This is a genomic window from Hyalangium sp., assembly GCF_035629615.1.
Classification (GTDB): domain Bacteria; phylum Myxococcota; class Myxococcia; order Myxococcales; family Myxococcaceae; genus Hyalangium.
The window spans coordinates 1-24,502 of the sequence record NZ_DASPHO010000429.1 but is presented as its reverse complement, the minus strand read 5'-3'; the positions used below and the strand labels follow the sequence as shown (position 1 = coordinate 24,502).

General features: G+C 68.5%; 19 protein-coding genes. 12 read left to right on the top strand and 7 right to left on the bottom strand.

The genetic code is table 11. From position 1 onward, the window contains the following. The 3 genes from VD972_RS22030 to VD972_RS22020 form a co-directional block, all read left to right on the top strand. Positions 1-409: helix-turn-helix domain-containing protein (locus VD972_RS22030; RefSeq protein WP_324990067.1), on the top strand; the 409-nt coding region annotated here is incomplete at its 5' end. 219 nt (positions 410-628) lie between these two features. Then, on the top strand, positions 629-1,756 hold the full coding sequence (locus tag VD972_RS22025) for a C39 family peptidase (protein ID WP_324990065.1): 1,128 nt from the start codon (positions 629-631) through the stop codon (positions 1,754-1,756). A 24-nt stretch (positions 1,757-1,780) separates the two neighbouring features. Next, positions 1,781-4,618, top strand: a complete 2,838-nt coding sequence (locus VD972_RS22020) for a serine/threonine-protein kinase (RefSeq protein ID WP_324990063.1) — start codon at positions 1,781-1,783, stop codon at positions 4,616-4,618. Positions 4,619-4,818: 200 nt separating this feature from the next. Here VD972_RS22020 and VD972_RS22015 read toward each other — a convergent pair whose 3' ends face one another. Together VD972_RS22015 and pgm are read right to left on the bottom strand one after the other, a co-directional pair. Continuing rightward, positions 4,819-5,310, bottom strand: a complete 492-nt coding sequence (locus VD972_RS22015) for a GNAT family N-acetyltransferase (RefSeq protein ID WP_324990061.1) — start codon at positions 5,308-5,310, stop codon at positions 4,819-4,821. A 10-nt stretch (positions 5,311-5,320) separates the two neighbouring features. Then, positions 5,321-6,958 (bottom strand): phosphoglucomutase (alpha-D-glucose-1,6-bisphosphate-dependent), encoded by a 1,638-nt coding sequence (gene pgm, locus VD972_RS22010; protein ID WP_324990059.1) that lies wholly within the window; start codon positions 6,956-6,958, stop codon positions 5,321-5,323. 202 nt (positions 6,959-7,160) lie between these two features. On the opposite strand from pgm, the gene VD972_RS22005 reads away from it, so the two are divergent. Then, the gene (locus VD972_RS22005; RefSeq protein ID WP_324990057.1) at positions 7,161-8,765 is read left to right on the top strand and encodes a hypothetical protein; all 1,605 of its coding nucleotides are present in this window, start codon (positions 7,161-7,163) and stop codon (positions 8,763-8,765) included. 160 nt (positions 8,766-8,925) lie between these two features. Here VD972_RS22005 and VD972_RS22000 read toward each other — a convergent pair whose 3' ends face one another. The 3 genes from VD972_RS22000 to VD972_RS21990 form a co-directional block, all read right to left on the bottom strand. Beyond that, positions 8,926-10,086, bottom strand: coding sequence for a hypothetical protein (locus VD972_RS22000; RefSeq protein WP_324990055.1), 1,161 nt, complete (start codon positions 10,084-10,086; stop codon positions 8,926-8,928). A gap of 128 nt (positions 10,087-10,214) precedes the next feature. After that, entirely contained in the window at positions 10,215-10,646 is a 432-nt protein-coding gene (locus VD972_RS21995) for a DUF2383 domain-containing protein (RefSeq protein ID WP_324990053.1), read from the bottom strand. A 120-nt stretch (positions 10,647-10,766) separates the two neighbouring features. Then, complete coding sequence (locus VD972_RS21990) at positions 10,767-12,050, bottom strand: amidohydrolase (protein ID WP_324990069.1); 1,284 nt, start codon at positions 12,048-12,050, stop codon at positions 10,767-10,769. Between the two features lie 247 nt (positions 12,051-12,297). Between VD972_RS21990 and VD972_RS21985 the strand changes: the two genes are divergently transcribed. The 3 genes from VD972_RS21985 to VD972_RS21975 all read left to right on the top strand — a co-directional run bounded on the left by VD972_RS21985 (position 12,298) and on the right by VD972_RS21975 (position 16,441). Continuing rightward, the gene (locus VD972_RS21985) at positions 12,298-13,209 is read left to right on the top strand and encodes a DUF2380 domain-containing protein (RefSeq protein ID WP_324990051.1); all 912 of its coding nucleotides are present in this window, start codon (positions 12,298-12,300) and stop codon (positions 13,207-13,209) included. Beyond that, the gene (locus VD972_RS21980; protein ID WP_324990049.1) at positions 13,203-14,687 is read left to right on the top strand and encodes a hypothetical protein; all 1,485 of its coding nucleotides are present in this window, start codon (positions 13,203-13,205) and stop codon (positions 14,685-14,687) included. The genes VD972_RS21985 and VD972_RS21980 overlap by 7 nt, the downstream gene beginning before the upstream one ends. A gap of 110 nt (positions 14,688-14,797) precedes the next feature. After that, positions 14,798-16,441, top strand: a complete 1,644-nt coding sequence (locus VD972_RS21975) for a long-chain fatty acid--CoA ligase (protein ID WP_324990047.1) — start codon at positions 14,798-14,800, stop codon at positions 16,439-16,441. 4 nt (positions 16,442-16,445) lie between these two features. Here VD972_RS21975 and VD972_RS21970 read toward each other — a convergent pair whose 3' ends face one another. Continuing rightward, positions 16,446-17,786, bottom strand: a complete 1,341-nt coding sequence (locus tag VD972_RS21970; RefSeq protein ID WP_324990045.1) for an Ig-like domain-containing protein — start codon at positions 17,784-17,786, stop codon at positions 16,446-16,448. A gap of 245 nt (positions 17,787-18,031) precedes the next feature. Between VD972_RS21970 and VD972_RS21965 the strand changes: the two genes are divergently transcribed. After that, positions 18,032-19,459 carry a M20 family metallopeptidase gene (locus VD972_RS21965; protein ID WP_324990043.1) on the top strand — a complete coding sequence of 476 codons (1,428 nt, stop codon included), beginning with the start codon at positions 18,032-18,034 and terminating at the stop codon, positions 19,457-19,459. Between the two features lie 147 nt (positions 19,460-19,606). Beyond that, positions 19,607-19,987: a hypothetical protein gene (locus VD972_RS21960; RefSeq protein ID WP_324990041.1), complete on the top strand. Its 381-nt coding sequence runs from the start codon at positions 19,607-19,609 to the stop codon at positions 19,985-19,987. Here the strand turns inward: VD972_RS21960 and VD972_RS21955 are convergent. Then, positions 19,896-20,462, bottom strand: a complete 567-nt coding sequence (locus tag VD972_RS21955; protein ID WP_324990040.1) for a hypothetical protein — start codon at positions 20,460-20,462, stop codon at positions 19,896-19,898. The two genes, VD972_RS21960 and VD972_RS21955, sit on opposite strands and share 92 nt — an antisense overlap. A 232-nt stretch (positions 20,463-20,694) precedes the next feature. Between VD972_RS21955 and VD972_RS21950 the strand changes: the two genes are divergently transcribed. From VD972_RS21950 to VD972_RS21940, 3 genes are all read left to right on the top strand, one after another. After that, a complete protein-coding gene (locus tag VD972_RS21950) occupies positions 20,695-21,549 on the top strand; it encodes a RelA/SpoT domain-containing protein (RefSeq protein WP_324990039.1) in 855 nt (284 codons plus the stop codon). Positions 21,550-21,554: 5 nt separating this feature from the next. Then, positions 21,555-22,958 carry a hypothetical protein gene (locus VD972_RS21945; RefSeq protein ID WP_324990037.1) on the top strand — a complete coding sequence of 468 codons (1,404 nt, stop codon included), beginning with the start codon at positions 21,555-21,557 and terminating at the stop codon, positions 22,956-22,958. Further along, on the top strand, positions 22,955-24,502 hold a 1,548-nt coding region (locus VD972_RS21940; protein ID WP_324990035.1), incomplete at its 3' end, for an ATP-binding protein. The genes VD972_RS21945 and VD972_RS21940, both read left to right, overlap by 4 nt.

Sequence of the window (24,502 nt, the reverse complement as noted above, 5' to 3'; positions counted from 1 at the left end):
GCTGGTGGACACCGTGCTGCAGCGGATGGGACGGCCGCCGAGCACGCTGTCGGATCAGACGCGCGCGCTGCTGGCGCAGTACCCGTGGCCCGGCAACGTGCGCGAGCTGCGCAACGTGGTGGAGCGCGTGGTGAACCTGGGTGAAGAGGTGCTGCCGGAGGTGGCGCCCACTCCCGTGGACAAGCCACGTCCTGCAAGCGCCCCCACTGCCACGCTGGAGCTGGAGCTGCCCTTCAAGGAGGCCAAGGAGCGGCTCGTCGAGGGCTTCGAGCGCGACTACCTCAAGAGCTTGATCGAGCGGTGCGAGGGCAACATCTCCCGAGCCGCCCGCGAGGCCGGCATCGCCCGGCTCTACGTACGCAAGCTGCTGAAGAAGCACGGGCTGCATGCCTCCGACGAGCCAGAGTGAGGCGCAGCTGGTAACACCTGTGACCAGCGCCCCCTTCCGGCCCTGATCAGGACTGTTACCGCTGGCAACTGCCGTTACCACTCCAGGCTCCGGGTTCTCACTGTAACCACCTGAAACGACAGCGGCCGGAGGTGTGCGCTGGGTGCGCTGGCTGGCACACCGCTCGCAACAGGAGAAACGCGTCTTTCCCGCGTTCACTCTCTGGGAGCCAGGCCGACCATGAGCATCCGTACCCCGTCCTCGAGCGAAGTGCCGATGGTTCAGGTCCCCCAGGCGGAGCCCCGCTCTGGAGGCTGGCAGTCCATTCCCCACGTCCAGCAGCTCCAACCGCGCGGCGCCGAACAGGGCTACGCCAATGGAGCCTACAACTGCGCTCCCGCGGTGGTGGCGATGCTGGCCCGCGGTGCAGGGAAGAAGAGCGAGCTGAGCGACGCCCAGCTCATCACCGAGCTCGGCAAGGGGCTCGTCACCCAGGACGGGAGCACGCCCCAGGGCCTGGCGAGGATGCTCGCCCGCGCGGAGCTGCCCATTGCCGGCAAGGCGCTCGCGGGCAACTACAGCGACGCGGCGGTGCAGGAGCACCTGGAGCAGGGCCACAAGCTCATCGCCCAGGTCGCGCTGACGGGCGCAGACACGAAGGACGCCAGCGCGCACTACGTCCTCATCCGGGGAGTCAACGCCCAGGGCAACTACGTCATCTCGGACCCGATGTCCTCCGGGAGCTCGGTCGTCACCCCGGAGCAGCTCCGGAAGGCGGTCCACGGCGCCCCGCCGGACGGCGGCCTGCTGCTGCCCGTCGCCGGGCCTCGAAGCTCCGCCAGGACGAACACGGGCTCGCAGCTGCTCGCGTCCCTCCTGCGAACTCCCAAGCCTGCTCCCACGCCGCCCGCTGACTCCTTCGAGGGTTCCCCCTCCCCCCAGAAGCCGCGCACCGTCGCGGGCGCCGCGGACCTGTCGCAGCTGGATCCCTCGGCCTTCTCCGTCTCGGCAGCGGCCTTCAACGGAGTCAACACGGACTTCCAGCAGGACGCCAGCTCGGGGACGCGAGCGCCCATGAGCGGCTCCGAGTGGCGGAACGTCGTGGCCCTCAACATCGACTACGGTGAGCAGGGCAAGCAGCGATCCCTGCTGAGCCTCCTCCCGGTCACCCCCAGGGGCACCTCCCCCGCCGAGTTCGTCCAGGAGCTGAGGCAGCGCAAGCAGAACCAGGACCCCACGGTGGACGCGCTCCTGGAGCGGCTCGAGTCCAGCCTGGCTCCCCAGGACCACCTGGTGATGATGCTGTTCGAGCAGCAGGAGTTGCGGGACCCGGGCATCGGCAAGAAGACCTGGGTCGACCCCATGTAGTGTCGGCACCTGGGGCAGGCCCTCGTGACTCGACGTGACTCCAGCGGGTATACCCACGGCATGGCTGGCTCGCCCCCGGATGGAACGCCGCCCAAGTCCTCGGCCGGGGCTGAGGCCGCGGGCGGAGGTACACACACCCTCGATTCACCCGTGCCAGGCACGGCCCGGTCGCTCATGACCGAGCAGACCCTGGACGTCGATCCGCCTCAGGACACACGCAAGCTGGAGCAAGGCACCCGCGTCGAGCGCTACGTCATCCTCAAGTCCGTGGGCGAGGGCGGTATGGGCGTGGTCTACGCCGCCTATGATCCGGAGCTGGATCGCAAGGTGGCGCTCAAGCTGCTGCGCCCGGACAACGGGGGGGGCGACAGCTCCGAAGGTCGGGCCCGGCTACTGCGCGAGGCGCAGGCCATGGCCCGCATCACCCACCCCAACGTCATCGCCGTCCATGACGTGGGCACCTTCGCCTCCCACGTCTTCATCACCATGGAGTTCATCCAGGGGCGCAACCTGCGCGACTGGATCCACAAGGAGCAGCACTCCTGGCAGGAGGTGCTCGAGGTCTTCCTGGAAGCAGGACGGGGCCTCGTGGCCGCGCACCGGGCGGGGTTGGTGCACCGGGACTTCAAGCCGGCCAACGTGCTCGTGAGCGACGACGGGCGCGTGTGCGTCATGGACTTCGGCCTGGCCCGGCTGGCGGAGGCTTCTCAGCGAGAGGAGGCTGTCGCCAGCGGGGAGGAGCTGCTCGGCGAGCGCTCCGGCGTGGGACTCTCCACGGAGCTGACGGCGGCAGGGGTCATCCTGGGCACCCCCCAGTACATGCCTCCGGAGCAGTACGTGGCCAACCTGGGGGATACGCGTCTGGATCAGTTCAGCTTCTGCGCCTCGCTGTACTGGGCGCTCTACGGACAGCGACCCTTCGAGCCCAAGCGCATCACCCAGCTCGCCTTGGAGGCTCGCAAGGGTCTTCAGGGCGGCCAGGACCTGCAAGAGTTCGGGCGCAGGCTGCCCCAGGGCAGCGCCGCCGAGGAGCCGCCGCGAGACTCGCGCGTCCCTACCTGGGTACGGCGCACCGTGCTGCGCGGACTCTCGCTCAACCCGGATCACCGCTTCCCCTCCATGAAGGCTCTGCTGGATGCGCTCTCCCAGCAGCACCGGCGGGCGCGGCGCCGATGGGGGGTGGCGGTGACGGTGGCGGTCTTGTCCGTGCTCGGCGGCGGCTTGTACGTGCGCCACCAGAGCCAGGTGTGCCGGGGAGCCGAGCCGCTCATGGCCTCGGTGTGGAGCCCCACGGCGCGCCAGAAGCTGGAGGCCGCCTTCACCACGACGGGCACTCCCTTCGCGGAGCAGAGCTCCCGCCGGGTCGTCGAGCTGCTGGGCGCGTACGCGAGCGGCTGGACCCGCATGCACACCGAGGCCTGCGAGGCCACGCGCGTGCGGGGCGAGCAGACGGAAGACCTGCTGTCGCTGCGCATGGTGTGCCTGGAGCGGCGCCGCAAGAACCTGGGGGCGCTGGTGGGCCTGCTGGCCGAGGCGGACGCCAAGGTGGTGGAGCGCTCGGTGGATGCCGCCGCCGCCCTGCCCTCCCTGGAGCCTTGCCAGGACATCGACTCCCTGCCCGATCAGGCGCCGCTTCCGGCGGATCCCGCTCGCCGCGCCACCATCGAGCAGCTCGGCGCACAGATCGCCTGGCTCAAGGCGCTCCACGATGCGGGCCGCTACAAGGCCGCGCTGGAGCTGGCGCGTCAGCTCGAGTCCCAGGTGGCGGCCACCTCCTATCTGCCGCTCCAGGCCGAGCTGCGCTACCACCTTGGCTGGCTCCTGCAGCAGACGGGGGATGTGGACGCGGGCCTCCGCCAGCTCGAGCTGGCCTTCGATGACGCCGAGTCGAGCCGGTCCGACCGGACGAGGCTGGAGGTGCTCATCAAGCTCATCGTCACGCTGGCCAGCAATGGGCACCCGGAGCAGGCGCAGCGGTGGGGTGAGGTGGCGGTGGCGATCCTCAACCGCATGGGCGGTGAGTCGTCGCTGGAGAGCGATCTGATGGGCAACCTGGGGAACGTCGCGCTGCTGCGAGGGCGCTACCAGAAGGCTTGGGACTTCTTCGACAAGGCCCGCGCGCTGCAACGCGACACCCTGGGGCCAGACCACCCGAAGCAGGCGAAGGTGAGCTACGGCCTGGGACTGGCGGCCCTCCGCCAGGGGCAGCATGCGCGCGCCATCCAGATGCTCACCGAAGCGCTCATGCAGACGGAGGCGGCCAAGGGCCCACAGCACCCCGAGATGGGCTCGCGCCACGTGATGCTCGCCACCGCCTACCGCGAGAGCGGCCTGGCGACCCAAGCTCTGACGCACGCCGAGGCAGCGCTCCAGGTTCGCGAGGCCACCCTGGGGCCAGACCATCCGGCGGTGGCAGATGCGTATGATGAGCTGGGAGAGTGCCTCTTTGCCCTCAAGCGCTATGAGGAGGCCCTGAAGGCCTTTGGCAAGGCCGTGGACATCAAGCGCGAGAAGCTGGGCCAGGAACACCCGGACCTGACCTACTCCTATGACGGCCTGGGCAAGGTGCTGCTGGCGCGGGGGGAAGCTGGCCAGGCCATCACCTACCTGAGGCAGGCACTGAGCTACGAGGACGCCGAGCCCGAGGCGCTCGCGGAGACTGGCTTCCTCCTGGCTCAGGCGCTCTGGGCCACAGGGAAGAAGCCCCAGCACGCCCGCGAGGAGGCACTGCGCGCCCGGGAGCGCTACACAAAGCTGGAGAAACCCCAGCAGGTGGCGGAGATCGACGCATGGCTCCAGGAACGGCCGGCGTCGCCTCCGTCTGCTCCCTCCCCAGAGAGCACCCACCGCCAGAGGCGCTGAGCACTCCCCTTCCTGGCATCACAGGGTCTGCCCAGGCTGGCCTCAGCACAGCGCTCATAACAGGGGAGCCGCCATCAGGCCCTCTGCCAGGACGAGCCAGGCCAACCTGTCAGACAAGTGGACAGGCTCGGCCAGACCCTGCCGCCGGGGCACACGCGAAACGGCTGTGGGCAGCCAGGCCGTAGAGTGGAGGATTGGCATCAGCGGCTCCCTGGCTCCGGGATCTCGCGCGTCATCTCCACCATCGTGGTACGCCAGCCAAGCCGCGCGAAGAACCGCTGGGCACCTTCGTTCTTCGCCGCGGTCATGAGGATGACGCGGGGCACGCCCAGCTCGGCGAACCGCTGCACCAGCGCCTCGGCCAGCTGCCGGCCCGCCCCCGTGCCACGCGCCGCCTCGTCCACCCAGATGTCGTGGAACCCACCGCAGCGATCCCGCAGCACGGCCCAGTCGCGCTCCTCGACGCGACCGTACACATAGCCGATCACCTCGCCCGCCCGCTCCGCGACGAGCACCACCGCTTCCTTCGCCTTCAGCTCCTTGCTCAGCCACCAGCGGTAGCCGGACTCGACATCGTCGGGGAGCATGAACCGCTCCGGGTCGAAGCCGTGGTGCTGGCGAACGAGCTCGGCCCCCATCCGGCCCAGCGCGTCCGCATCCGAGGCCCTCGCAGGGCGAACCGTGATGGCCATGTCGTGGCACCTACGCCCGCGAGAACGCCTCGCTCACGATGGCGCGCGCCTCATCCACCAGCGCGTCCAGGTGCGCCTGGCTGCGGAAGCTCTCCGCGTAGATCTTGTAGACATCCTCCGTGCCGGACGGCCGCGCCGCGAACCAGCCGTTTTCCGCCACGACCTTGAGGCCGCCGAGCTCCGCGTTGTTGCCCGGAGCCCGGGTGAGGCGCTGGAGGATGGGCTCACCCGCGAGCGAGGTGGCTCGCACCGCCTCCGGAGAGAGCTTCTTGAGCACGGCCTTCTGCGCAGGAGTGGCCGGCTGGTCGATGCGCGTGTACATCGGCGCCCCGAACCTGTCGGTCAGGTCCTTGTAGTGGTCCCCCGGATCCTTGCCCGTGCGCGCCAGGATCTCCACCGCAAGCAGGTCCAGGATGATGCCGTCCTTGTCCGTGGTCCACACCGTGCCGTCCCGGCGCAGGAACGAGGCGCCCGCGCTCTCCTCGCCGCCGAAGCCCAGCGAGCCGTCGAGCAGCCCGTCCACGAACCACTTGAAGCCCACGGGCACCTCGACGACGCGGCGGCCCAGTGACTCGGCCACCCGGTCGATCATGCTGCTGCTCACCAGCGTCTTGCCCACCGCCGCTCCCGCCTTCCACCCGGGGCGGTTGCGGAACAGGTAGGAGATGGCCACCGCCAGGTAGTGGTTGGGGTTCATCAACCCCGCGCTGCGAGTGACGATGCCGTGCCGGTCCGAGTCCGTGTCGTTGCCAAAGGCGATGTCGTAGCGATCCTTGAGCGCCACCAGGTTCGCCATCGCGTACGGCGACGAGCAGTCCATGCGGATCTTCCCGTCATGGTCCAGTGGCATGAAGCGGAAGGTGGGATCCACCGTGGCGTTGACCACCTGGAGCTTCAGCCCGTAGCGCTCGGCGATGGGCGCCCAGTAGTCCAGGTTCGAGCCGCCCAGCGGATCCGCCCCAATGGACAGGTTCGCCCCGCGGATGACCTCCAGATCCACCACCTGAGCCAAATCCTCCACGTACGGCCGGATGAAGTCATACGCGCGCACGGTCGGCGAGGACCGGGCCCGCTCGTAGGGGATGCGCGCCACGCCCGCGTTCCCGGCGCCTAGCAACTCGTTGGCACGCTTCTCGATCCAGGAGGTGATCTTCGTGTCCGCCGGGCCACCGTTGGGCGGGTTGTACTTGATGCCGCCATCCTCGGGCGGGTTGTGCGAAGGCGTGATGACGACTCCGTCTGCCAGTCCCGCGCTCCGCCCTCGGTTGTAGGTGAGGATCGCGTGGGAGATGACTGGCGTCGGCGTGGCGCCGTCCGTGTAGCGCACCTCCAGCCCGTGGGCGGCCAGCACCTCCAGCGCCGTGCGCTGCGCGGGCTCAGAGAGCGCATGCGTGTCCATGCCCAGGAACAGCGGGCCGTCGATGCGCTCCTGCTTGCGGTACTCGCAGACGGCCTGCGTCACCGCGAGGATGTGCGCCTCGTTGAAGCTCCTGCGCGCCGCGGAGCCGCGGTGGCCAGAGGTGCCGAAGGCGACGCGCTGCTCGGGCTCGCGGACGTCTGGGCGCTCCGAGGAGTACTGCGCGCGCAGCGTCTCGGGGTTGATCAGGAAGGAATCAGGCGGGGGCTTGCCAGCGAGCGGATGGGGCACGAGGCCGGATGATACGTGCCGCGCCCCGCCCGTCAGGCGGGAAGTTGCACCCCTGCTCGAAAGCGTCCACTTTCAGGGACTTCCTGAGTTCTGCAATGGATCTCCCTTTCCGTCGTAAGGTGGGCAACAGACCCGGTTCTCGAGGCCGGGTCCTCCCTCGTCGCTGGAGGGTGTCTCGAGCGCCACCGAAGGAGCCGTCGTCATGAAGAAGCTGCTGGTAGTCGTCCTGCTGCTGGCCGCGGGGGCCGGGGCGGCGTACCACTTCGGCTACCTCGACCGCCTGATTCCCAGCGGGTTCGGCGGGGCACGGCTCATTCCCAAGGACCCCAAGCTGCTGGCCTACTTCAGGCCGGACTCGCGCGAGCTGCTCGTCCTCCAGCTGACGGAGCTGGACATCCGCCTCTCCGAGGAACCGCAGCGCAAGATGGAGCAGACCTGGCGCGAGTTCTACGACAAGACCGGCATCAACGTGAGCAAGGACGTGGACGCCGTCGCCGGAGCCGAAGGGCTCGCCGTCGTCCGCGGACGGTTCGACTGGAGCAAGCTGTCTCCGTACCTCCAGGCCGAGGGCTACACCCTCACGGAGCTGGGCGGAGTGCCCGCGGCGGTGAAGTCGCAGGCAGCGGACCTGGCGCTCGATGGGAACTACCTGCTGGTCGGCCAGCGCGCGGAGCTGGAGCTGGCGATCGCGCGCAAGCAGGACGGCAAGGGCCTCGAGGCGAACAGCCCGATCGTGAAGGCCCTCGACGACATCGGCTGGAGGCATGGCCTGGTGGGCGGAGCGGTGTCCGGCTCGCGCCTGGCCTCCCAGGGTCCGGGAGATCTCAAGCTGCAGACCGCCCTGGGGGCGCTCGACTCGACTCGGGAAGGGTACGAGCTGCGTGCGATGGCCCTCACCGGGAGCAAGGAGGAAGGCGAGGCGCTTCACGCCACGCTGGAGATTCTCCGAAAGACGGCCCTCCTGCAGATGGCGCTGACCTCACAGCCCGAGATCCGGACACTGCGCGACTCCCTGGAGCGCGCCAAGCTGGAGGTCGACGCGCAGGGTCGAGTGACCGGTGCCGTCCAGGTGCCCTACTCGATGATGGATCAGGCCTCCGCGAACCTCTCTCAGGAGAAGCTCCCATCGGCACTCGAGGCAATGCAGCTCGCGGATGAGGGCGAGGACGCCGAACCCGCGCGCACGCCGTCTGCCACCCCGCCGAAGCCTACGAAGGAGCCCTCGAAGGAGCCCTCTGAGCCGAAGGCCGCGAAGGATGCCGTCACGTCGCCGGTGCCGAGCACCGCGGTGTCCAAGAGCCTGGATTGGAAGCCGCCCGTGTTCGGGGTGATCCTGCTGGTGATTGCGCTGGTGACCATGGGCGCCCAGTCCCGCCCGGGAATGTTCAACGTCCTGCTCCACCCGGTCTTCCTGCTGCCGTTCCTCGTCTCCACGCTCGGCGTCTTCGTGTTCCGGTTCACAGGGCACTCGGGTGGCGCGTTCGATGTGCTCACCCTGCCGATGCCCGAGTGGCACCGCTTCCTCTCCTTCCCCATCGCCCAGCCGATCTTCCTGAGCGCCGTGATCCCCATGCTCCTGGCCATCCTCTCCGGCCCGGTGCAGCCGCTGCGGCGCTTCGCGGCGGGGCTCGCGGTGGGCTTCAGCGCCTACCTCGCGGCTCGGGCGCTCGCAGGCACCAGCCTCCCGCTGATTCCTCCCGCGTATACGGTGATCTGGCTCGCAGGGAACGCGGCGGCCGCGCTGCTGCTGGCACGGCTCACGATCCCGGGGCGCCGCGTCAAGCAGTCGGCGGCCCCTCCGCGCTGACGCACCCTGACCCGCAAAAAAGCACTGCCCTCGTCGCCGGTCGGGGAGCGACGGGGCAGTGAGTGTGGGTTGAGGCAAAGGCTCTTGATTTTCGAGACCCTCGCCGGGAAGTTGCGTCGTCTGGAAAGCCCTAGGAACTTCGCGGCTTTAGGCCCCTCCCCTACCGATCAACTTGCCAGGCCTGCTCCACCAGCGCCTCCAGGCCGGAGGGCAGCTCTCTCCAGCCACGCATGCCGGCGTTTCCCATCCCCCGCTTCCAGATGAACGTCCGCAGCACGTCACGGACCCGCTCGGCATCCGCGCCCAGGTTCGTGAGATCGGCCCGGCGGGCACGCTCCCGCAGGCGCTCCCAGTCCTCATCCTCCAGGCGCAGCGGATCCTCGGAGCTCTCCGGGCGCATCAGCAGCCGAAGCTCGTGGGCCAGCTCGATCAAGCCGGCGCGCGCCTCGCTCGCCACCTCCAAGGCGGGCAGCCGGGCTTCCGGGGTGAATTCGCGCGCACAGAGCCACCACGCCACTTTCACGCACTCGGAGGGGGTGGGCTCGACGGGGCTCAGCCGCACCCGGACCAGCAGCTCCAGCCGCTTGCGCGCCACGGAGCGCCAGTGCTCGGCGTGTAGCAGGTGCTCAGGGCCGTTGCGCGGTGGATGGAGGGGAGCCCGCTCCGCGCGCTTGCGCAGCTCCGCCACCAGCCCCCCTGTCCGATCCACCCCCGAGAGCCGGGACCACGCCTGCCCCAGCGCCACCTCGCCGCTGGACCACTGGCGGCGCAGTGCGGCCACTTCGTCGACGCGGAAGGGCAGTCGCTCCTCCGGATCAAAAGGCCGAGCGAAGAGCGTCGCCAGGAGTCTTCCAAACGAGGAGAGCTCCCGGAGCAAGGGCAGCTCCTCCGGGAGCAGCTCCAAGGCCGTGGCCCATCGCTGGTCGAAAGGGATCTCTCGGGGAGCGGTCAGCGCCTGCTCCTCCAGTCCTCTTAGCAGCTCGCGGAGCGACTCCTTGGGGCTCCGCGCGAGCCTCTGGGCCACGGTCTGCCCCAGCCTCTCCCGGAGCGCCTCCACGTCACGCAGGAGCTGAACCGTCGGGCTGGACGAGGGCCACACCTCGGCCTGGGCTCGGCGCAGCGCGGAGGCGAGCGCCTCGTCCACCTTCACCTGCGCGCCCAGCGTCTCCTTCAGCAGCGCTCCACTCTTGCGCAGCCGCTCCTCCCACCCCTTCGCGCCCAGCGCCTCCAGCAAGGCTCGGTAGCGAAGCCGGGCGGACTCCAGCAGCTCCGCCCGCCCCTCCAAGCGCAGCCGATACTCGTCCGCGACAGGCCGTCCCATATGCTCGAACTATAAGCGCCTTCCCCTCACCACTCCCGGACCGAGATTTTTAACATACCAAGCAACACGGATTTGATGGGGTGACGGCGCCCCGAGGACCCCAGCTCTCGGCCCGCTCGGCCCCAGCGCTAGTGCAGCGTCCGCTTGAGCCGGCTCATGCGCTCATGCGTGCGCTTCTGGGCGGGCAGCAGCTCCATGCGGACGAAGCGGCGGGCCTCGCCGTGCACCTGCTCCACGTCCCGCTGGTAGTCCGCCAGGCCGTGGTCCTCACCCTCCTCGAGCACCTGGATGGCCGCCTTCTCTCCAATCAGATCGGCGCCCCCCTGCACCGCCTTGGCAAAGAGTCCCCAAGGCCCCGAGCCCTCGGCCGGCTTGCCCCCCAGCTTCTCGATGCGCTCACGGATCGCCGCCACACGCTGCTCGTGGTCCTGCTGGCAGGCCTCCAGCTGCGAGCGAAGCCGATCGTCCGAGATGCGGCCGATCGCCTGGCGGTACGTCTCCACCGCGGAGATCTCTCCCCGCAGGAACGAATTGAGCGTCTCGACGTCGTCCTGGGCCATGCGCGTCCTCCTCGTGCGTTGTCCGCGACAAGGTGAGGCATTCCCACCATACAGCAACGAGCGCCTCCTCCCACGCTCGCAGCCCAAGGGCCAGCCAGTGGCCCGCCCGCCTGCTCCCTCTCAGGGCCGGCCCAGCAGCTCCAGCGCGCCCGCCACGAGCGTGGTGATCCCGGTGCGCAGCGTCCGCTCCCGATCCGGCGCAAAGAGGCCCGAGTGCAGCGATGGCAGCGTCTCGCCCGCCTTCTGCGCGGCCTGATGCCTCGCCGGCTCCACCGTGCCAATCCACAGCATCACCGCTGGCACCCCCGCTCGGCCGTACTCAGAGAAGTCCTCCCCACCCATGGTGGGAGTGCCCTCACGGACGTTCTGCGCTCCCAGCACCCGGCCCACCGCGGGCACCCACCGCTTCATCAGCTCCGGATCGTTATAGGTGGCCGGTGTGCCCTCGGTGATGGCGATCGAGGGCGGACGCGGCGAGCCGGCCGCCAGGGACTCGCCCTTGGCGATGCGCTCGATGGCCTCGAGGATCTTCTTGCGGACCTCGGGCTTGTAGGTGCGCACGGTGAGCTGGAGCTTCACTTCATCCGGGATGATGTTGTGCTTCGTCCCTCCGTGGATGGAGCCCACCGTCACCACCGCGGGATCCAGCGGGTTCTTCTCGCGACTCACGATCGTCTGCAGTGACAGCACCGTCCGGGCCGCCAGCAGCACGGGATCCACCGTGGTGTGCGGATAGGCCCCGTGCCCGCCCTTGCCATAGAGGGTGAGGTCCACCGAGTCCACGCTCGCCAGCGCGAAGCCGGACACGTACTCCACTGTCCCCGCTGCGGCGCTGGCGTAGTTGTGCACCGCGAGCGCGAAGTCCGGCTTGGGGAAGCGCTGGAAGAGCCCATCCGCCAGCATCGCCCGCGCCCCTGCGCCGGCCTCCTCGGCCGGCTGCCCCACCATCATCACCGTCCCCCGCCACCGATCCTTGGACCGGGCCAGCAGGGTCGCCGCCCCCACCCAGGCCGTCATGTGCACGTCATGCCCGCAGGCATGCATCACCGGCACGCTCAGCCCCGCGGGATCCTTCGCCTGCACCTTGCTGGCGTAGGGCAGCCCCGTCTTCTCCTCCACCGGCAGCCCGTCCAGATCCGTGCGCAGCATCACCGTGGGGCCCTTGCCGTTGCGCAGAATGCCCACCACGCCATGCCCGCCCACCTTCTGCGTCACCTCGTAGCCCAGGGCGCGCAGCCGCTCGGCCATCTTCGCCGCCGTCTTCTCCTCCTGGTTGGACAGCTCCGGGGTCTGGTGGAGGTGGCGGTAGAGCGCGTCGAGCTCCGGGTACAGGGCGTCCAGCCCCTGGAGCGCCTGAGGCGTGGGATTGGCAGGCTCCACAGCCCACGCGCTCCCTCCGAGCACGACTCCGAGCACGACTCCGTGCACGACAAAGGCGCGCACCCACCGAGCAGACCGTCGCAGCACGTTTCCTCCCTGTGACAATAAGAGACGGGGTGATTACACCACAGGCACGCCCTCAGGTTGGGCGGCAAGGTCCACCTACCAGGTCCCCCCTATTCTCCCCGCAACGGGGATGCAGTAGGTTCCCCACCCCATGCGCCATTGGTGGTGGTTGTGCCTCCTGCCTGCGCTGTGCTGGGGCGAGCCGTTGAAGCTCGCCGTCCCGGGTCTATCCGTCGTCGACCTGGATTCGCAGCGCTCCTCCTTCTTGACCGAGCACCTCGCGCAGGAGCTCTCCGATCAGGGAGCGCAGGTGGTGAGCGCCCAGGATCTGACCGTGATGCTGGGCCTGGACCGCCAGCGGCAGCTCATGGGCTGCGCCGGAGGCAAGTGCGTCACCGAGCTGGCCAGCTCGCTCGGTGTGGACGCCCTGGTGACGGGAGACGTGGCGCGTCTGTCGGGCGAGCGCTTCCAGCTCAACCTGCGCATGCTCGACTCAACCACGGGCCAGCGCCTGCGCACCTATACCAAGCGGGTGGTGGGCTTCGAGAAGATCCTCGACGAGATGTCCAAGGCGGCGCGGCTCATGGTGATCACGGGCAACAAGAAGTTCGGCCGGAGCTCGTCGCCTCAGACGCCCGTCTCGAGCCCCCGCGTGGAATCTCCGACGCCACAGCCCACGCAGCCCCCTGTCGCCGAGACACTGCCTCCCGAGTTCACTCCGGAGCCAGGGACCGCGGAGCCCTCCCCACCTCCCGCACCTGCCGTCTCGGTCTCGCGTGAGCCGCGTCAGGTGAGCTCGGTGCGCCAGTGGGCGTGGATTCCCGTGGCCGCGGGCGGTGTGGCCCTGGGCACGGGGCTCTTCTTCTTCCTCGGCTCGGACGCGAAGTACAAGGAGCTGACCGATGGGGATCCCCGACCGATCTCAGAGGCCCGGGCGATCAGGGACTCTGGCAAGAGCCAGCAGAACCTGGCGCGGATCGGCCTGAGTCTGGGCACCACGCTCCTGGTAACGGGAGGGGCCATGGCGCTGTTCAGCAGCCCGGCCTCGGTGGAGCCGCAGGTGGCCGTGGGCACGAACTCTGTCTCTCTAGGCTTCGCCGGGGAACTGCCATGGTGACTTCGACTGTCCTGAAGCGCGCGAGGGTGCTGGGAGTCGCGGCACTCCTGATGGCTGGCGCCGGTTGCCATGACTTCGATGAGGCCTTCGCGGGCTGCGTGGATGCCGGCGACTGTTTCCCTGATGACGCGGGGCGGCCCGACGCGGGCACTCCGGACGGCGGCCCCACAGGCAACGACGGTGGCGGCACGCCTGACAGCGGCACCCCCGACAGCGGCACCCCCGACAGTGGCCCCGTCGACACCACCGACGGCGGCCCCGACATCCCCGACGGTGGCACCGATATCCCCGACAGCGGCATCCCCGACAGCGGTATCCCCGACAGCGGTATCCCCGACAGCGGTATCCCCGACAGCGGTATCCCCGACAGCGGCATCCCCGACAGCGGCATCCCCGACACCTGCGATGGCGGTGTTTTCACCAGAGGTGCGTGCCCCATTGGGGACGTCGACGCAGGCGTCATCCCAGAGGGACTCCAGATCAACGAGTGCGCCAACGGCCTGTGCCTGCGGCACCAGTACACTGTCGACGGCCCCTACGAGCTCCAAGGACTCTGGGGAAGCAGCCCCGACGATGTCTTCCTCGCCGCCCGGGCCCGCTCCGAGGCGGGGGTGGCAGCCCAGGTGGTGCGCTTCAGCAACGGCCGCTTCTCCGCCACGACCGTGGACCTCCCTGGCTTCCAGCCCTTCAGGCTCCAGGGCACGGACTCCACCAACGTCTGGGCCATCAATGAGGCCCCCTCTTCCGGCCCCTGCAACCCGCTCCTCCCTTGCCCCTCCCCTGTCTTCCGATTCGATGGACAGAGCTGGGCGCCCGTCGGCTTCGTGACGAATGGACGGGCCGCCATCCAGCCGCCCGCGCTCTACACCGGGACGGACTCGACCTGGGTGGCCAGCAGCGGCGGTGGCGTGCTGCGGTGGACGGGTGGCGCGTGGGCACAGGAGTCCACCACCTCAGGCCTGGGCGAGCAGTTCCAGGCCTTGTGGGGAGACACCTCCGCGCCCCGGATCGGCGTGGGGAGCGACAGCCACCAGCTCGCGGCGTTCGGGCTGCGCCACTCCTTGGGCACATGGACTCCGTCCTCGAGCATGGGGCTCGGCCCGCTCACCGCCATCGCCGGTCCGAGCGAGAAGCACCTCTACGCGGCCACCAACCTGGACGTGCTGCGCTGGATTCCAGGCGACTGGTGGCAGTTCGAGGCCACCGTCCCCGAGCTCGATGGGCATTCTCCGGCGGTGCAGGACCTCTGGGTCAGCCAGGATGGCAGTGACGTCTGGGTCACCCTGGGGACCTCCTACGTGCTGCGCAAGCACCAGGGGGAGTGGAGCGTGGTCCACCTGCCCGTTCCTCCTGGCTTCGCGGCCCTTCAGATAGAGGGCTTCGACACGCCGGCCGGCGATCTGTGGATCACCGGGACCCAGTCGGGGGGTGTCCTCTTCAGGACGAGCGCCTACCACTTCGAGCGCCAGCAGCCGTAGCCGCTCACGGGCTGGGCCATCGTCCCAGCACATCCGCTAGCATGCGGCTCCACCGCGGGGGCCTGGACCGCCGCGGCCACGCCTAACGCCTACTACGGGGGACTGCGCCCATGCTCACCGGACGGATGATGGACTTCCCGCTCACCCTCACCCACTTCCTGGAGAGGGCTCGGACCTTCCACGGCCGCTCCGAGATCGTCACCCGGCGGCCAGACCGATCGCTCCATCGCTACACCTACGCCGACTTCCACCGCCGCGCGGGCCGGCTCGCCAGCGCCCTGGGGCGGCTCGGGGTGAAGCCGGGAGACCGCGTCGCCTCGCTCTGCTGGAACCACCACCAGCACCTGGAGCTCTACTTCGCCGTGCCCGCCATGGGCGCGGTGCTCCACACGCTCAACCTGCGCCTGCACCCCAACGATCTCGGCTACATCGCCCGCCACGCTGAGGACCGCGTCCTCGTGGTGGATCGCTCGCTGCTGCCGCTCTTCGAGAAGTTCGAGGGCTCCGTGCGCTCCATCGAGCGCGTCATCGTCGTCCCGGATGACGGCCCCGCCCCCAGCAGCCGGATCGACTACGAGCAGCTGCTGGCGCCCGAGCCGGACACCTTCGACTTCCCCGAGCAGCAGGAGCGCGCTGGGGCGATGCTCTGCTACACCTCCGGCACCACTGGCAACCCCAAGGGTGTCCTCTACAGCCACCGCTCCATCGTGCTGCACACGCTGGCCTGCTGCATGGGGGACGTGCTCGGTATGCGCGAGCAGGACGTGGTGCTCCCCGTGGTGCCCATGTTCCACGCGGCTGCGTGGGGCCTGCCCTTCGACGCGGTGGCCACTGGTGCGAAGATCGTCTTACCCGGGCCGCACCTGGATCCGGCCTCGCTGCTGGAGCTGATGGTGCAGGAGAAGGTGACCCTCGCGGGCGGAGTGCCCACCATCTGGCTGGGCATCCTGGCGCTGCTGGATCAAGAGCCCAAGCGGTGGGACCTGCGCTCCATCCGCAGCATGGTCATCGGTGGCTCGGCGGCTCCGCCCGCGATGATCGACGGCTTCCTGAAGCGGCACGGCCTGGAGGTGACGCACGCCTGGGGCATGACGGAGCTGAACCCGGTGGGAACGCTCGCACGGCTGAAGCGGCACCATGCGGACGCGGACGCGGCGACGAAGCTCGCGGTGTCCGCCTCCCAGGGCTTCCCGGTGCCCTTCGTCGAGCAGCGCCACGTGAGCGACACAGGGCAGATCCTCGCGTGGGATGGGGAGACGATGGGCGAGCTGGAGGTGCGTGGGCCCTGGGTCGCCTCGTCCTACTACGGCGACGAGGGCAAGGATCGCTTCACGAAGGACGGCTGGTTCAAGACGGGCGACGTCGTCACCATCGATCGCGACGGCTACGTGCGGATCACGGACCGCGCCAAGGACGTGATCAAGTCAGGCGGGGAGTGGATCAGCTCGGTGGCGCTGGAGAACGCGCTGATGGCGCACCCGGCGGTGCTCGAGGCTGCGGTGTTCGCGGGGCGCCACCCCAAGTGGGACGAGCGCCCGCTGGCGGCGGTGGTGTTCAAGCCGGGGCAGTCCGCCACGAAGGAGGAGCTGGCCACACACCTGGAGAGACACTTCGCGAAGTACTGGCTCCCGGATGCCTACCTCTTCGTGCCGCAGATCCCTCGGACGTCCACGGGCAAGTTCCTCAAGACGAAGCTGCGCGAGGAGTACGGCGACTACCTGCTGAAGCACCCGTCTGAAGAGGCGCTCAGTTGAGCGCTCAGTTGTTGAGCGCGCCCCCGAGGATCCAGGAGCGGATGCGGGTGATGAACCCCGGGTTGTTGACGAAGTAGGCCGTGTCGTTCCGGGGCATCCGGTTGCCGCAGGTGCTGCCCTCGATCTTCCGCACCAGGAGGGAGCTGTTGGGCTGATTCACCCTCACCCGCTGGATGGAGAAGCTCCCGCCGCACCTGTTGATGCCGTTCACTCCGACCATGCTGCTGTGAGAGCTCCCAGCCAGCAGGTTCATCCCCCCGCTCGGAGACGTGTTGTCGTGACAGCTCGTGCACACCTGGTTCCAGATGGGCTGGATGTCCGCGCCATACCTGGGCACGGTGACCCTCACGGTGACCGAGCGCGTGACGGAAGCCACTCCATCGGACACGGTGACCTGGAGGGTCTGGTTGGTGTCCGCCCCGGTGTCCCCGGAACGCCAGCTGGCGGAGGCAGTGTCCTCGTTGCTGAAAGTGCCGGAGCCCGAGGGACTGGTCCGCCACGAATAGGTCAGCGGATCCCCATCCGGATCCGTGGCCCCGATGGAGAGCGCGGCGGTATCCCCGGCGAGCGCCGTCGGCGGCGCGGTGATGGCGGCATCCACCACGGGAGCACGGTTCGCGGACGCGACATTCACCACCTGCAGATCCACCGTGCGCTGCGCGGTCCCCCCATGGCCGTCCGAGACCGTCACCCGCAGCGTGAAGGTCGTGTTTGCCGACAGCAGTGGCGCGGTCCACGTCGGCGCCGCAGTGCCCCCGTTGGTGAACGTGCCCGCGGGCGAGGCGGGTGACACCTGGCTCCACGCATAGGTGAGCGTGTCTCCATTGGGATCGCTCGCGGTCACCGAGAGGCTCGTGTTCTGCCCTTCGTTCACGGAGGTGGGGTTCGCCCCCAAGCCGGAGATGGTCGGCGGCAGGCCGTCTCCCACCGAGAAGGCGATGGGCACGGAGGCCTTGGTGTTGCCCGCGGCGTCCTGCGCCGTGGCCAGGAGCTGATAGTCCCCCGGAAGGGTGTTGCTCGTATCCCAGACGCACGAGAACGTGGCGCCCGAGTCCCGTGCCGTCCCATCCGCGCAGGCCAGCACGCCGCCGACGAAGAAGGACACCTTGGCCACGCGGCCAGAGTTGTCTTCCGCCACGGCATCCAGCGTCGTCTCCCCGCTGATGAACGCCCCGGCCCGCACCCCACCCGTGACGTCGATGCGGCTCGGAGCCTCCACATCCACCTGCCCTGGAGGCGGCGGCTCCTCCTCCGAGCCACAGCTCGTCGCCCCCAGCCCCAGCAACGCCACCGCGCAGGACCACACCCGCCAGCTCTGCAGGAGCCCAAGCCGTAACTCGCGCATAATACTTCCTCCCGGCAAACGGGGATGGGCTCTAGCACATCACGACAGAGGGCTCCACGCGACCCGGGCGCCCTAAGCTCCCTCATTTATTGGCGTTCCAACAATCGCGGTTCCTCCCCGCGTCTCGCCTTCGTGGGCGGGCTCGGCATGGCGCGTCAAACGGGTGGCCAGCCAGCGGGGCGCCTGTCCTCCAGGACAGCAACTCGGCCTTGCATCCGGGGGGGGTCCGTAGTGGATAAAGCCGCATGAACCACACCACTGCCTTGGCCTCCTCCGAGAGCATCTGGGAGAAGGAGATCCTCCCGCAGCTCGAGCGCTATATCCGCATCCCCAACAAGTCCCCGGCCTTCGAGCCTGAGTGGGCAAAGAAGGGGCACATGGAGCAGGCGGTGAAGCTGATCGCCGACTGGGCCCAGACGCAGGCGGCCCACATCCCGGGCCTCAAAGTGGAGGTGGTGCGGCTGCAGAACGAGAAGGGCGAGCCGCGCACGCCGGTCATCTTCATGGAGATCCCCGGCGAGGGGAAGGACACCGTCCTGCTCTACGGCCACCTGGACAAGCAGCCGGAGATGACGGGCTGGCGGCAGGGGCTGAGCCCCTGGGAGCCGGTGCGCGAGGGTGACAAGCTCTTTGGCCGCGGCGGCGCGGATGACGGGTACTCTTCCTTTGCGTCGCTGGCGGCCCTCCGCCTGCTGAAAGAGCAGAAGCTGCCCCACTCCCGCTGTGTGGTGATCATCGAGGCGTGCGAGGAGAGCGGCTCGTACGATCTGCCGGCCTACATCGAGGCGCTGGCGCCGCGCATTGGCCAGCCGTCCCTGGTGGTGTGCCTGGACTCGGGCTGCGCCAACTATGAGCAGCTGTGGATGACCACGAGCCTGCGCGGACTCATCTCGGGCAACCTGCGCGTGGACATCCTCACCGAGGGCGTGCACTCCGGTGACGCCAGCGGCATCGTCCCCTCTTCGTTCCGCATCCTGCGTCAGCTCCTGGATCGCGTGGATGAGGTGGCCACCGGCCGGGTGCGCGTCGAGGGCCTGCACGTGCAGATCCCCCCGGCCCGCCTGGAGCAGGCCAAGGCGGTGGCGCAGGTGCTGGGCCAGGAGGTGTACAGCCGCTTCCCGTGGGTGGAAGGGGCTCGGCCGGTGACGAACGACGGCACGGAGCTGATCCTGAACCGGACGTGGCGCCCGGCGCTGTCCATCACCGGCTCGGAGGGCATGCCGGCGCTGGGGAGTGCGGGCAACGTGCTGCGCCCCTTCACCTCGCTGAAGCTGAGCATGCGCATCCCTCCGCGCCTGGATCCCACGGCGGCCACGAAGGCGCTCAAGGAGGCGCTGGAGAGCAACCCCCCGTACGGCGCCAAGGTGACCTTCGAGGGCGAGAAGGCCAGCGCGGGCTGGGACGCGCCAGCGCTGGCACCGTGGCTGGAGAAGGCCACGGCGGAGGCCAGCCAGGCCTTCTTCGGCAAGCCTTCCATGGCCATGGGCGAGGGCGGCACCATCCCCTTCATGGAGATGCTGGGCAAGCGCTTCCCGGAGGCCCAGTTCCTGATCACGGGTGTGCTCGGGCCGGGCTCCAACGCGCATGGGCCCAACGAGTTCCTCCACATCCCCACCGGCAAGAAGCTCACCGCCGCGGTGGCCAGCGTGGTGGCGACGCACTTCAAGCGCTAGCCGCACCGGCCGGGGCCGCTCGCGAGGGCGGCCCGTGGCACTTCGTGGACACGCCCGCGCCTGGCCGAGGGGCTGGCAGCCCGGCCTGCTCCTGGACAGAGCGGGTAGCCTCCCGTACCGGGCACCTGGCTGGGCACGCCGCGCTATATGGCGCCCGAGGTGCTGAAGGGCCGGCGAGCGGACGCGCGCAGCGACCTCTACTCCTTCTGCGCCTCGCTCTATGAGGCGCTCTACGGGCACCTCCCCTTCACGGGCGACAGCGTGGCCGAGCTGTTGAAGGCCCAGCGCGCGGGGAAGAGCGCGCGCTCCGGCTGGCCACCGGGACGCGAGAGTTCTGGCGGCAGAACTCCCAGCAGGCCTTCTTCCAAAGAGCCTCCCAATGGCTGGAGGCACACGCCAGGCCCTGAGGAGCTCGACGGAATCCGTGGGCTCCACCTCACTGCAGGGGCGGGCCCGCCTGCTCCTCGGGCTCGAGCTCTGTTCTTCGCTGGCGGAGCATGTTCATCCGGTCCTGGCGGGCGCGGATGATCTGGTCCAGGCGCTGGAATTCTTCCTGGTCGCCACGAGCCCGGGCCTCCTCTCGCTGGCGCACGAGCTCCGCCGCGCCCCGCTCCGCCAGCTCGGCACTCCGATCTTTGATGGAGAAGAACTTGCTCTTGATCTCGCTCCTCTGCTCCGCGCTCAGGTCCGTGATCTGGGATCCTCGGGGGGCGTCTGGGGGCCGGGAGGGCACCGCGTCTGCTGGCTGCACCGGCTCGGCAGGCATTGCCACAGGGCTCGGCGGCTCCTTCACCGGTTGAACCGGCTTGCTGGAGGAGGGCCGCGCCACGGGCCTGGGCATGGGCGAAGGAGGAGCCTCCGCGGCAACCGGCGCTGGGAGGACCGGAGGAGGCACGCTCGGCAAGGACACGGTCGGCGCTGGCCACAGCCAGGAGCCCAGCACGGTCACGACGAGCACCACGGCGCCGACGATCGGCAGGAGGATGTAGGCAGGGAGTCTCATGGCGGAAGAGGCCCGGGAGCTTACTCCCTCCCAGTCTTGACACCGCGTGCCTGCCTCCCCTGCGGAGGACCTCCGAGTACGGGAAGTGGGTGCCGCCAGTGCTTGGCTGGCACCTTTCTCGCACAGTACCTCACAGTTCCACGAGCCACTTTGACAACAACCCAGTTGCACAACTATCTTGTTGGCCAACTAGGTTGTTGTATAACTAGGTTGTTGTGCATCTGGAGGACGCATGGCAGGCCCATTCTTCATGACGGGAGAGCTGGCGCCCTTCACTCGAAGGCTCTTGGACCAGCACTTCGAGTCCTGGCGCGAGGGAAAGCCGAGGAGTCGCGAGGAGCGCCTGACCGAGGTGCTCGCCTGGATTGAAGAGCAGACCCGTCCTTACGAGGCGGTAGGGCTCGCGCTGATCGCTCAGCTGGGCCCCCTGCTGACGGAGATCCAGCAAGGACTCCCCGTCCACGAGCGGAGACGGTTCCTCTTCCGCGTGGACGCCGCCCACCTGCGCAAGAGCCCGGAGAGCATCCTCGAGAAGATGGCGCGCGAGTGGCATGAAGCCGGAACCGAGGCGCCCCCCAAGAGCTTTCACAACCTGGCCGACCTCAAGGACCTGGGCCGCTTCCGCATCGTCGCGAACTTCCTCTCGGATGTGGAGCTGCTGTGCGATCGCCTCGAAATCACCTACGACGCGAGCCGCCGACGCTCACTCTCCCCAGCGCAGCAGCACCTCGCAGAAGGCTTCCGGCTCATCGACAACAGCTTCGAGGACCTCATCCGCGTGCGTCCACCGAAGCGCAAGAGCGGGGAGCGGTGCCGCAAGGGGTTGTTCGCCCCTCGGGATCCGAGCCAGGGCCAGTACCGCATCGAGGTGCAGATCGTCACCGCGTTCCAGGAGGGCTGGGACAAGAAGGACCATCACCTCGTCTACGAGCGCGTGCGCACCGGGCAGTCGCTCCATGAGCGTCATCGCGAGATGAGCTTCGCGCTCAGCGAGACCCTCTACATCGCTGACTCCCTCTTTGATGACCTCAAACGCACCGCGGATGCCTCGTCGCGTTCACGGAGCCACTCCCCTCGGAGGAGGTAGACACCATGCGCCTGCGTCGCGAAGGACTCAGAACCGGCCGGCTGCTGACCTGCTTCCCCGAAGTGGAGGGGCTCCGCAACGCGAGCCTCTTGTTCCTCGTGGAGGGGGCCAGCGACATCGAGCCTCTGCAGCGGCTGGACGAGGCGCTTCGCCCAGAGCTGGGTCCCACCTTGCGGTGGGCCGCGGCCGCGAGCACCTTGGATCTTGCTCAAGTCGACCCACGCCTTGATCCGGGAAAGGTCTTCCGGCTGGAGGCTGGGGAGTTCCGAGACCTGGCGTCCGAGCTCATCCGCGAGGTGCTTGCACCGGGGCTGGTGCAGCTCCGGCGAGGTGAGTCGGTTCGCTTCCCCAGCGCCACGCGCATGGAGGGGAGCGTGGTCATGGGCCCGGACTTCCTGGAACGCGAGGCGGAGCTCGCCGAGCTACAAGGACGGATCGAGAGACGCGAGCACACCCTCGTCCTCGCGCCGCGCCGCTCAGGGAAGACTTCGCTGCTGTACCGGCTGGCAGAGACGCTGGGAGAGCGCTTCCGGGTTGAGCTCCTTGATGGCGAACAGCACCGCTCACCCGAGGGGTTTACCGCGGCGCTCCAGGCACGCTCCACTGGCAAGCCCCACACGGCAGCCCTGCGTGAAGTGCGCGAGCGGGGCTGGGAGGTGGCGCTCCCCGCTGCGCTTAGAACGCTCGCAGGAGGCCGGAAGCGGCGGCTGGTCCTCATTCTCGACGAGCTCGTCTTCTTCTTGGAGCACCTGAAGAAGCGCGAGCCCGCGAAGGCGTTCCTCACCGTGCTGGGCAGCGCCGTCGAGCAGACCCAGGCAACGGTGATCGTCGCGGGCTCGGCGAACCTCATGCACTTCGCTCGCAACACCCTGCACTTGACGCTCCCGGGACTCTTTGGGTCTCTCGCGTCGTTCCCGCTTCCCCCCCTTCCAGCGCGGACGTTGGAGATCCAGCTCCGTCGTGTGCTGATGGGAACGGGGCTCGTGCTGGAGCCGGGGGATCTTGACTGGTTCCGCGAGAACTTCGATCTCGCAATGCCCTACCCTGCCTTGCGCTTCCTGAGCCACCTAGCCTCGGTGACACGTGAGCGGAAGCTGGGACCCAGGGAGTTGGATGACGCACTGGCCACCTACCTGCGCATGCCTGCCGTCTTCGCGGAAGTGAAGGCCCAGCTCAACCAGTTCGCCGAGGAAGAGCCCACGCGGGCCGACCGGGTGGAAGCAGTGATCGACCGGCTCGCCCAGGCCGGCACACTCAAGCTGGATGATGTGAAGGCCAGGCTGGGTGGCACGAAAGAGGCATCCACCTTCGAGTGGCTCGTGACTCATCTGCCCGTGCACATGGACGGGCAGGACTTCACGCTCGCTTCACGCTTGTTCCGTCGCTACTGGCAGGAGCGCACACGATGAGCGCAGGTCCCTCCCTCTACAATCCTCGTGACACCCAACCCGAGCAGCTCGACGCGCTGCTGACAGGCCGCACCGCGCTGCTGGATGAGCTCCTCGGCAACCTGCGCGAGCAAGCGGATGGGATGACGCGCCAGCACTGGCTACTGCGTGGGCAGCGTGGGATGGGGAAGACACACCTCGCCGGAGTCATCCACTACCGGGTGAAGACGGACGGCATGCTCAACAAGGCCTACCTCCCGCTGTGGCTAGGAGAGGCGGACACATACGAGGTCTATTCCGCTGCCACACTGCTGAAGACCATCGGCGAGCGTCTGGCGGAAGAGACGAAGGACGCGGACCTGCTGGCCCGGCTCGACAAGCTCGAAGGTGTCGGTGACGAGGAGGGCTATTTCCTAGAGCTGGCTGAACTACTCTCGGCTGAGGCCGACCGGCGTCAGCGCGTACTGCTCGTGCTGATGGAGAACCTGGATGCACTGCTGGGAAGCTTCGGCCCCAAGGAGCGCAAGGAGCAGACCCGGCAGCTGCGCTCGCTGCTGCTGCACAACCGCCATTTCCTCTTCGTCAGCACCACGCCCACGTACTACCTGAACAACCCGCTCAACGACCCGAAGGAACCGCTCTATGCACATCTGAAGGAACGGGACCTCGATCACCTGACAGAGTCCGAGACCGCGGAACTCCTGCGCAAGCTCGTTCAACTACACCCGCGCGAAGGCTCGGAGAACTTCCTTGAGGGGAAGGATGGGAGATTGCGGCTCCGAGTCATCCATCGGCTGACCGGCGGCCTGCCTCGCTCGATCGTGATGGCCTTCACCGCCATCCGGGAGGCCGCGGGCATTGGCTCACTCGTCCAGGAGCTGCGGGCCTTGCTCGACGCCCAGACGGCCTATTTCGAGGCGCGCCTCTCTCAGTTGCCAGCTCGTGAGCGGGCCATCGTCACGACGATGGCCCTGGCACCCACCAACCTGACGATGAAGGAGATCGCAAAGCGCAGCCGTCTCCCCGAGCGGACGCTCTCTACCCTCATCCACCGCTTGGAGAAGGATGGGCACGTGCGCCCTGTCGCTCGTTCCGGAGGCAAAGGGACCTTCTACGAACTGAGCGAGGGGCTGTTCCGGCTCTGGTACCAATACCGCAAGGGACGCCCGGTGCTCGAACCGCTCGTGGATTTCCTCGCATATTGGTACCGCGCGGAGGAACTGGAGCATGTGGTGACGGCGCTCCGACAAGGCGCCGAAGCCAGAGGCTCGACCCGAGCGGCTGAGCTCGCTCTCCTCCAAGCCGAGGAGGCCCTGCGCCGCGCAAGCTCCGAGGAAGGACAGCGCGAACGAGAGCGGTTCTGGGCTGAGTGCCAGCAAGCCCTTCTCGAAGAGAAGAGAACCGCCGTAGTCGAAAAATGGGCAGGAGTTACCGCACGCCAGTTGCTCGATGCCGCCGCAAAACTGAACGTCCCAGACGAAGCGGACCTGGGTCGAGAGCAAATCCATGAGCTTCTGCAGCAAGAATCCTTGACGAATATGGACTTGCTGCCAGACCTCCTGGCC

Excerpts from the sequence above, each read along its gene's own strand:
- VD972_RS22025 (WP_324990065.1), top strand. The coding sequence starts at position 629 with ATGAGCATCCGTACCCCGTCCTCGAGCGAAGTGCCGATGGTTCAGGTC.
- VD972_RS22015 (WP_324990061.1), bottom strand. The coding sequence starts at position 5,310 with ATGGCCATCACGGTTCGCCCTGCGAGGGCCTCGGATGCGGACGCGCTG.
- VD972_RS22005 (WP_324990057.1), top strand. The coding sequence starts at position 7,161 with ATGAAGAAGCTGCTGGTAGTCGTCCTGCTGCTGGCCGCGGGGGCCGGG.
- VD972_RS22000 (WP_324990055.1), bottom strand. The coding sequence starts at position 10,086 with ATGGGACGGCCTGTCGCGGACGAGTATCGGCTGCGCTTGGAGGGGCGG.
- VD972_RS21995 (WP_324990053.1), bottom strand. The coding sequence starts at position 10,646 with ATGGCCCAGGACGACGTCGAGACGCTCAATTCGTTCCTGCGGGGAGAG.
- VD972_RS21980 (WP_324990049.1), top strand. The coding sequence starts at position 13,203 with ATGGTGACTTCGACTGTCCTGAAGCGCGCGAGGGTGCTGGGAGTCGCG.
- VD972_RS21975 (WP_324990047.1), top strand. The coding sequence starts at position 14,798 with ATGCTCACCGGACGGATGATGGACTTCCCGCTCACCCTCACCCACTTC.
- VD972_RS21970 (WP_324990045.1), bottom strand. The coding sequence starts at position 17,786 with ATGCGCGAGTTACGGCTTGGGCTCCTGCAGAGCTGGCGGGTGTGGTCC.
- VD972_RS21965 (WP_324990043.1), top strand. The coding sequence starts at position 18,032 with ATGAACCACACCACTGCCTTGGCCTCCTCCGAGAGCATCTGGGAGAAG.
- VD972_RS21960 (WP_324990041.1), top strand. The coding sequence starts at position 19,607 with ATGGCGCCCGAGGTGCTGAAGGGCCGGCGAGCGGACGCGCGCAGCGAC.
- VD972_RS21955 (WP_324990040.1), bottom strand. The coding sequence starts at position 20,462 with ATGAGACTCCCTGCCTACATCCTCCTGCCGATCGTCGGCGCCGTGGTG.
- VD972_RS21950 (WP_324990039.1), top strand. The coding sequence starts at position 20,695 with ATGGCAGGCCCATTCTTCATGACGGGAGAGCTGGCGCCCTTCACTCGA.
- VD972_RS21945 (WP_324990037.1), top strand. The coding sequence starts at position 21,555 with ATGCGCCTGCGTCGCGAAGGACTCAGAACCGGCCGGCTGCTGACCTGC.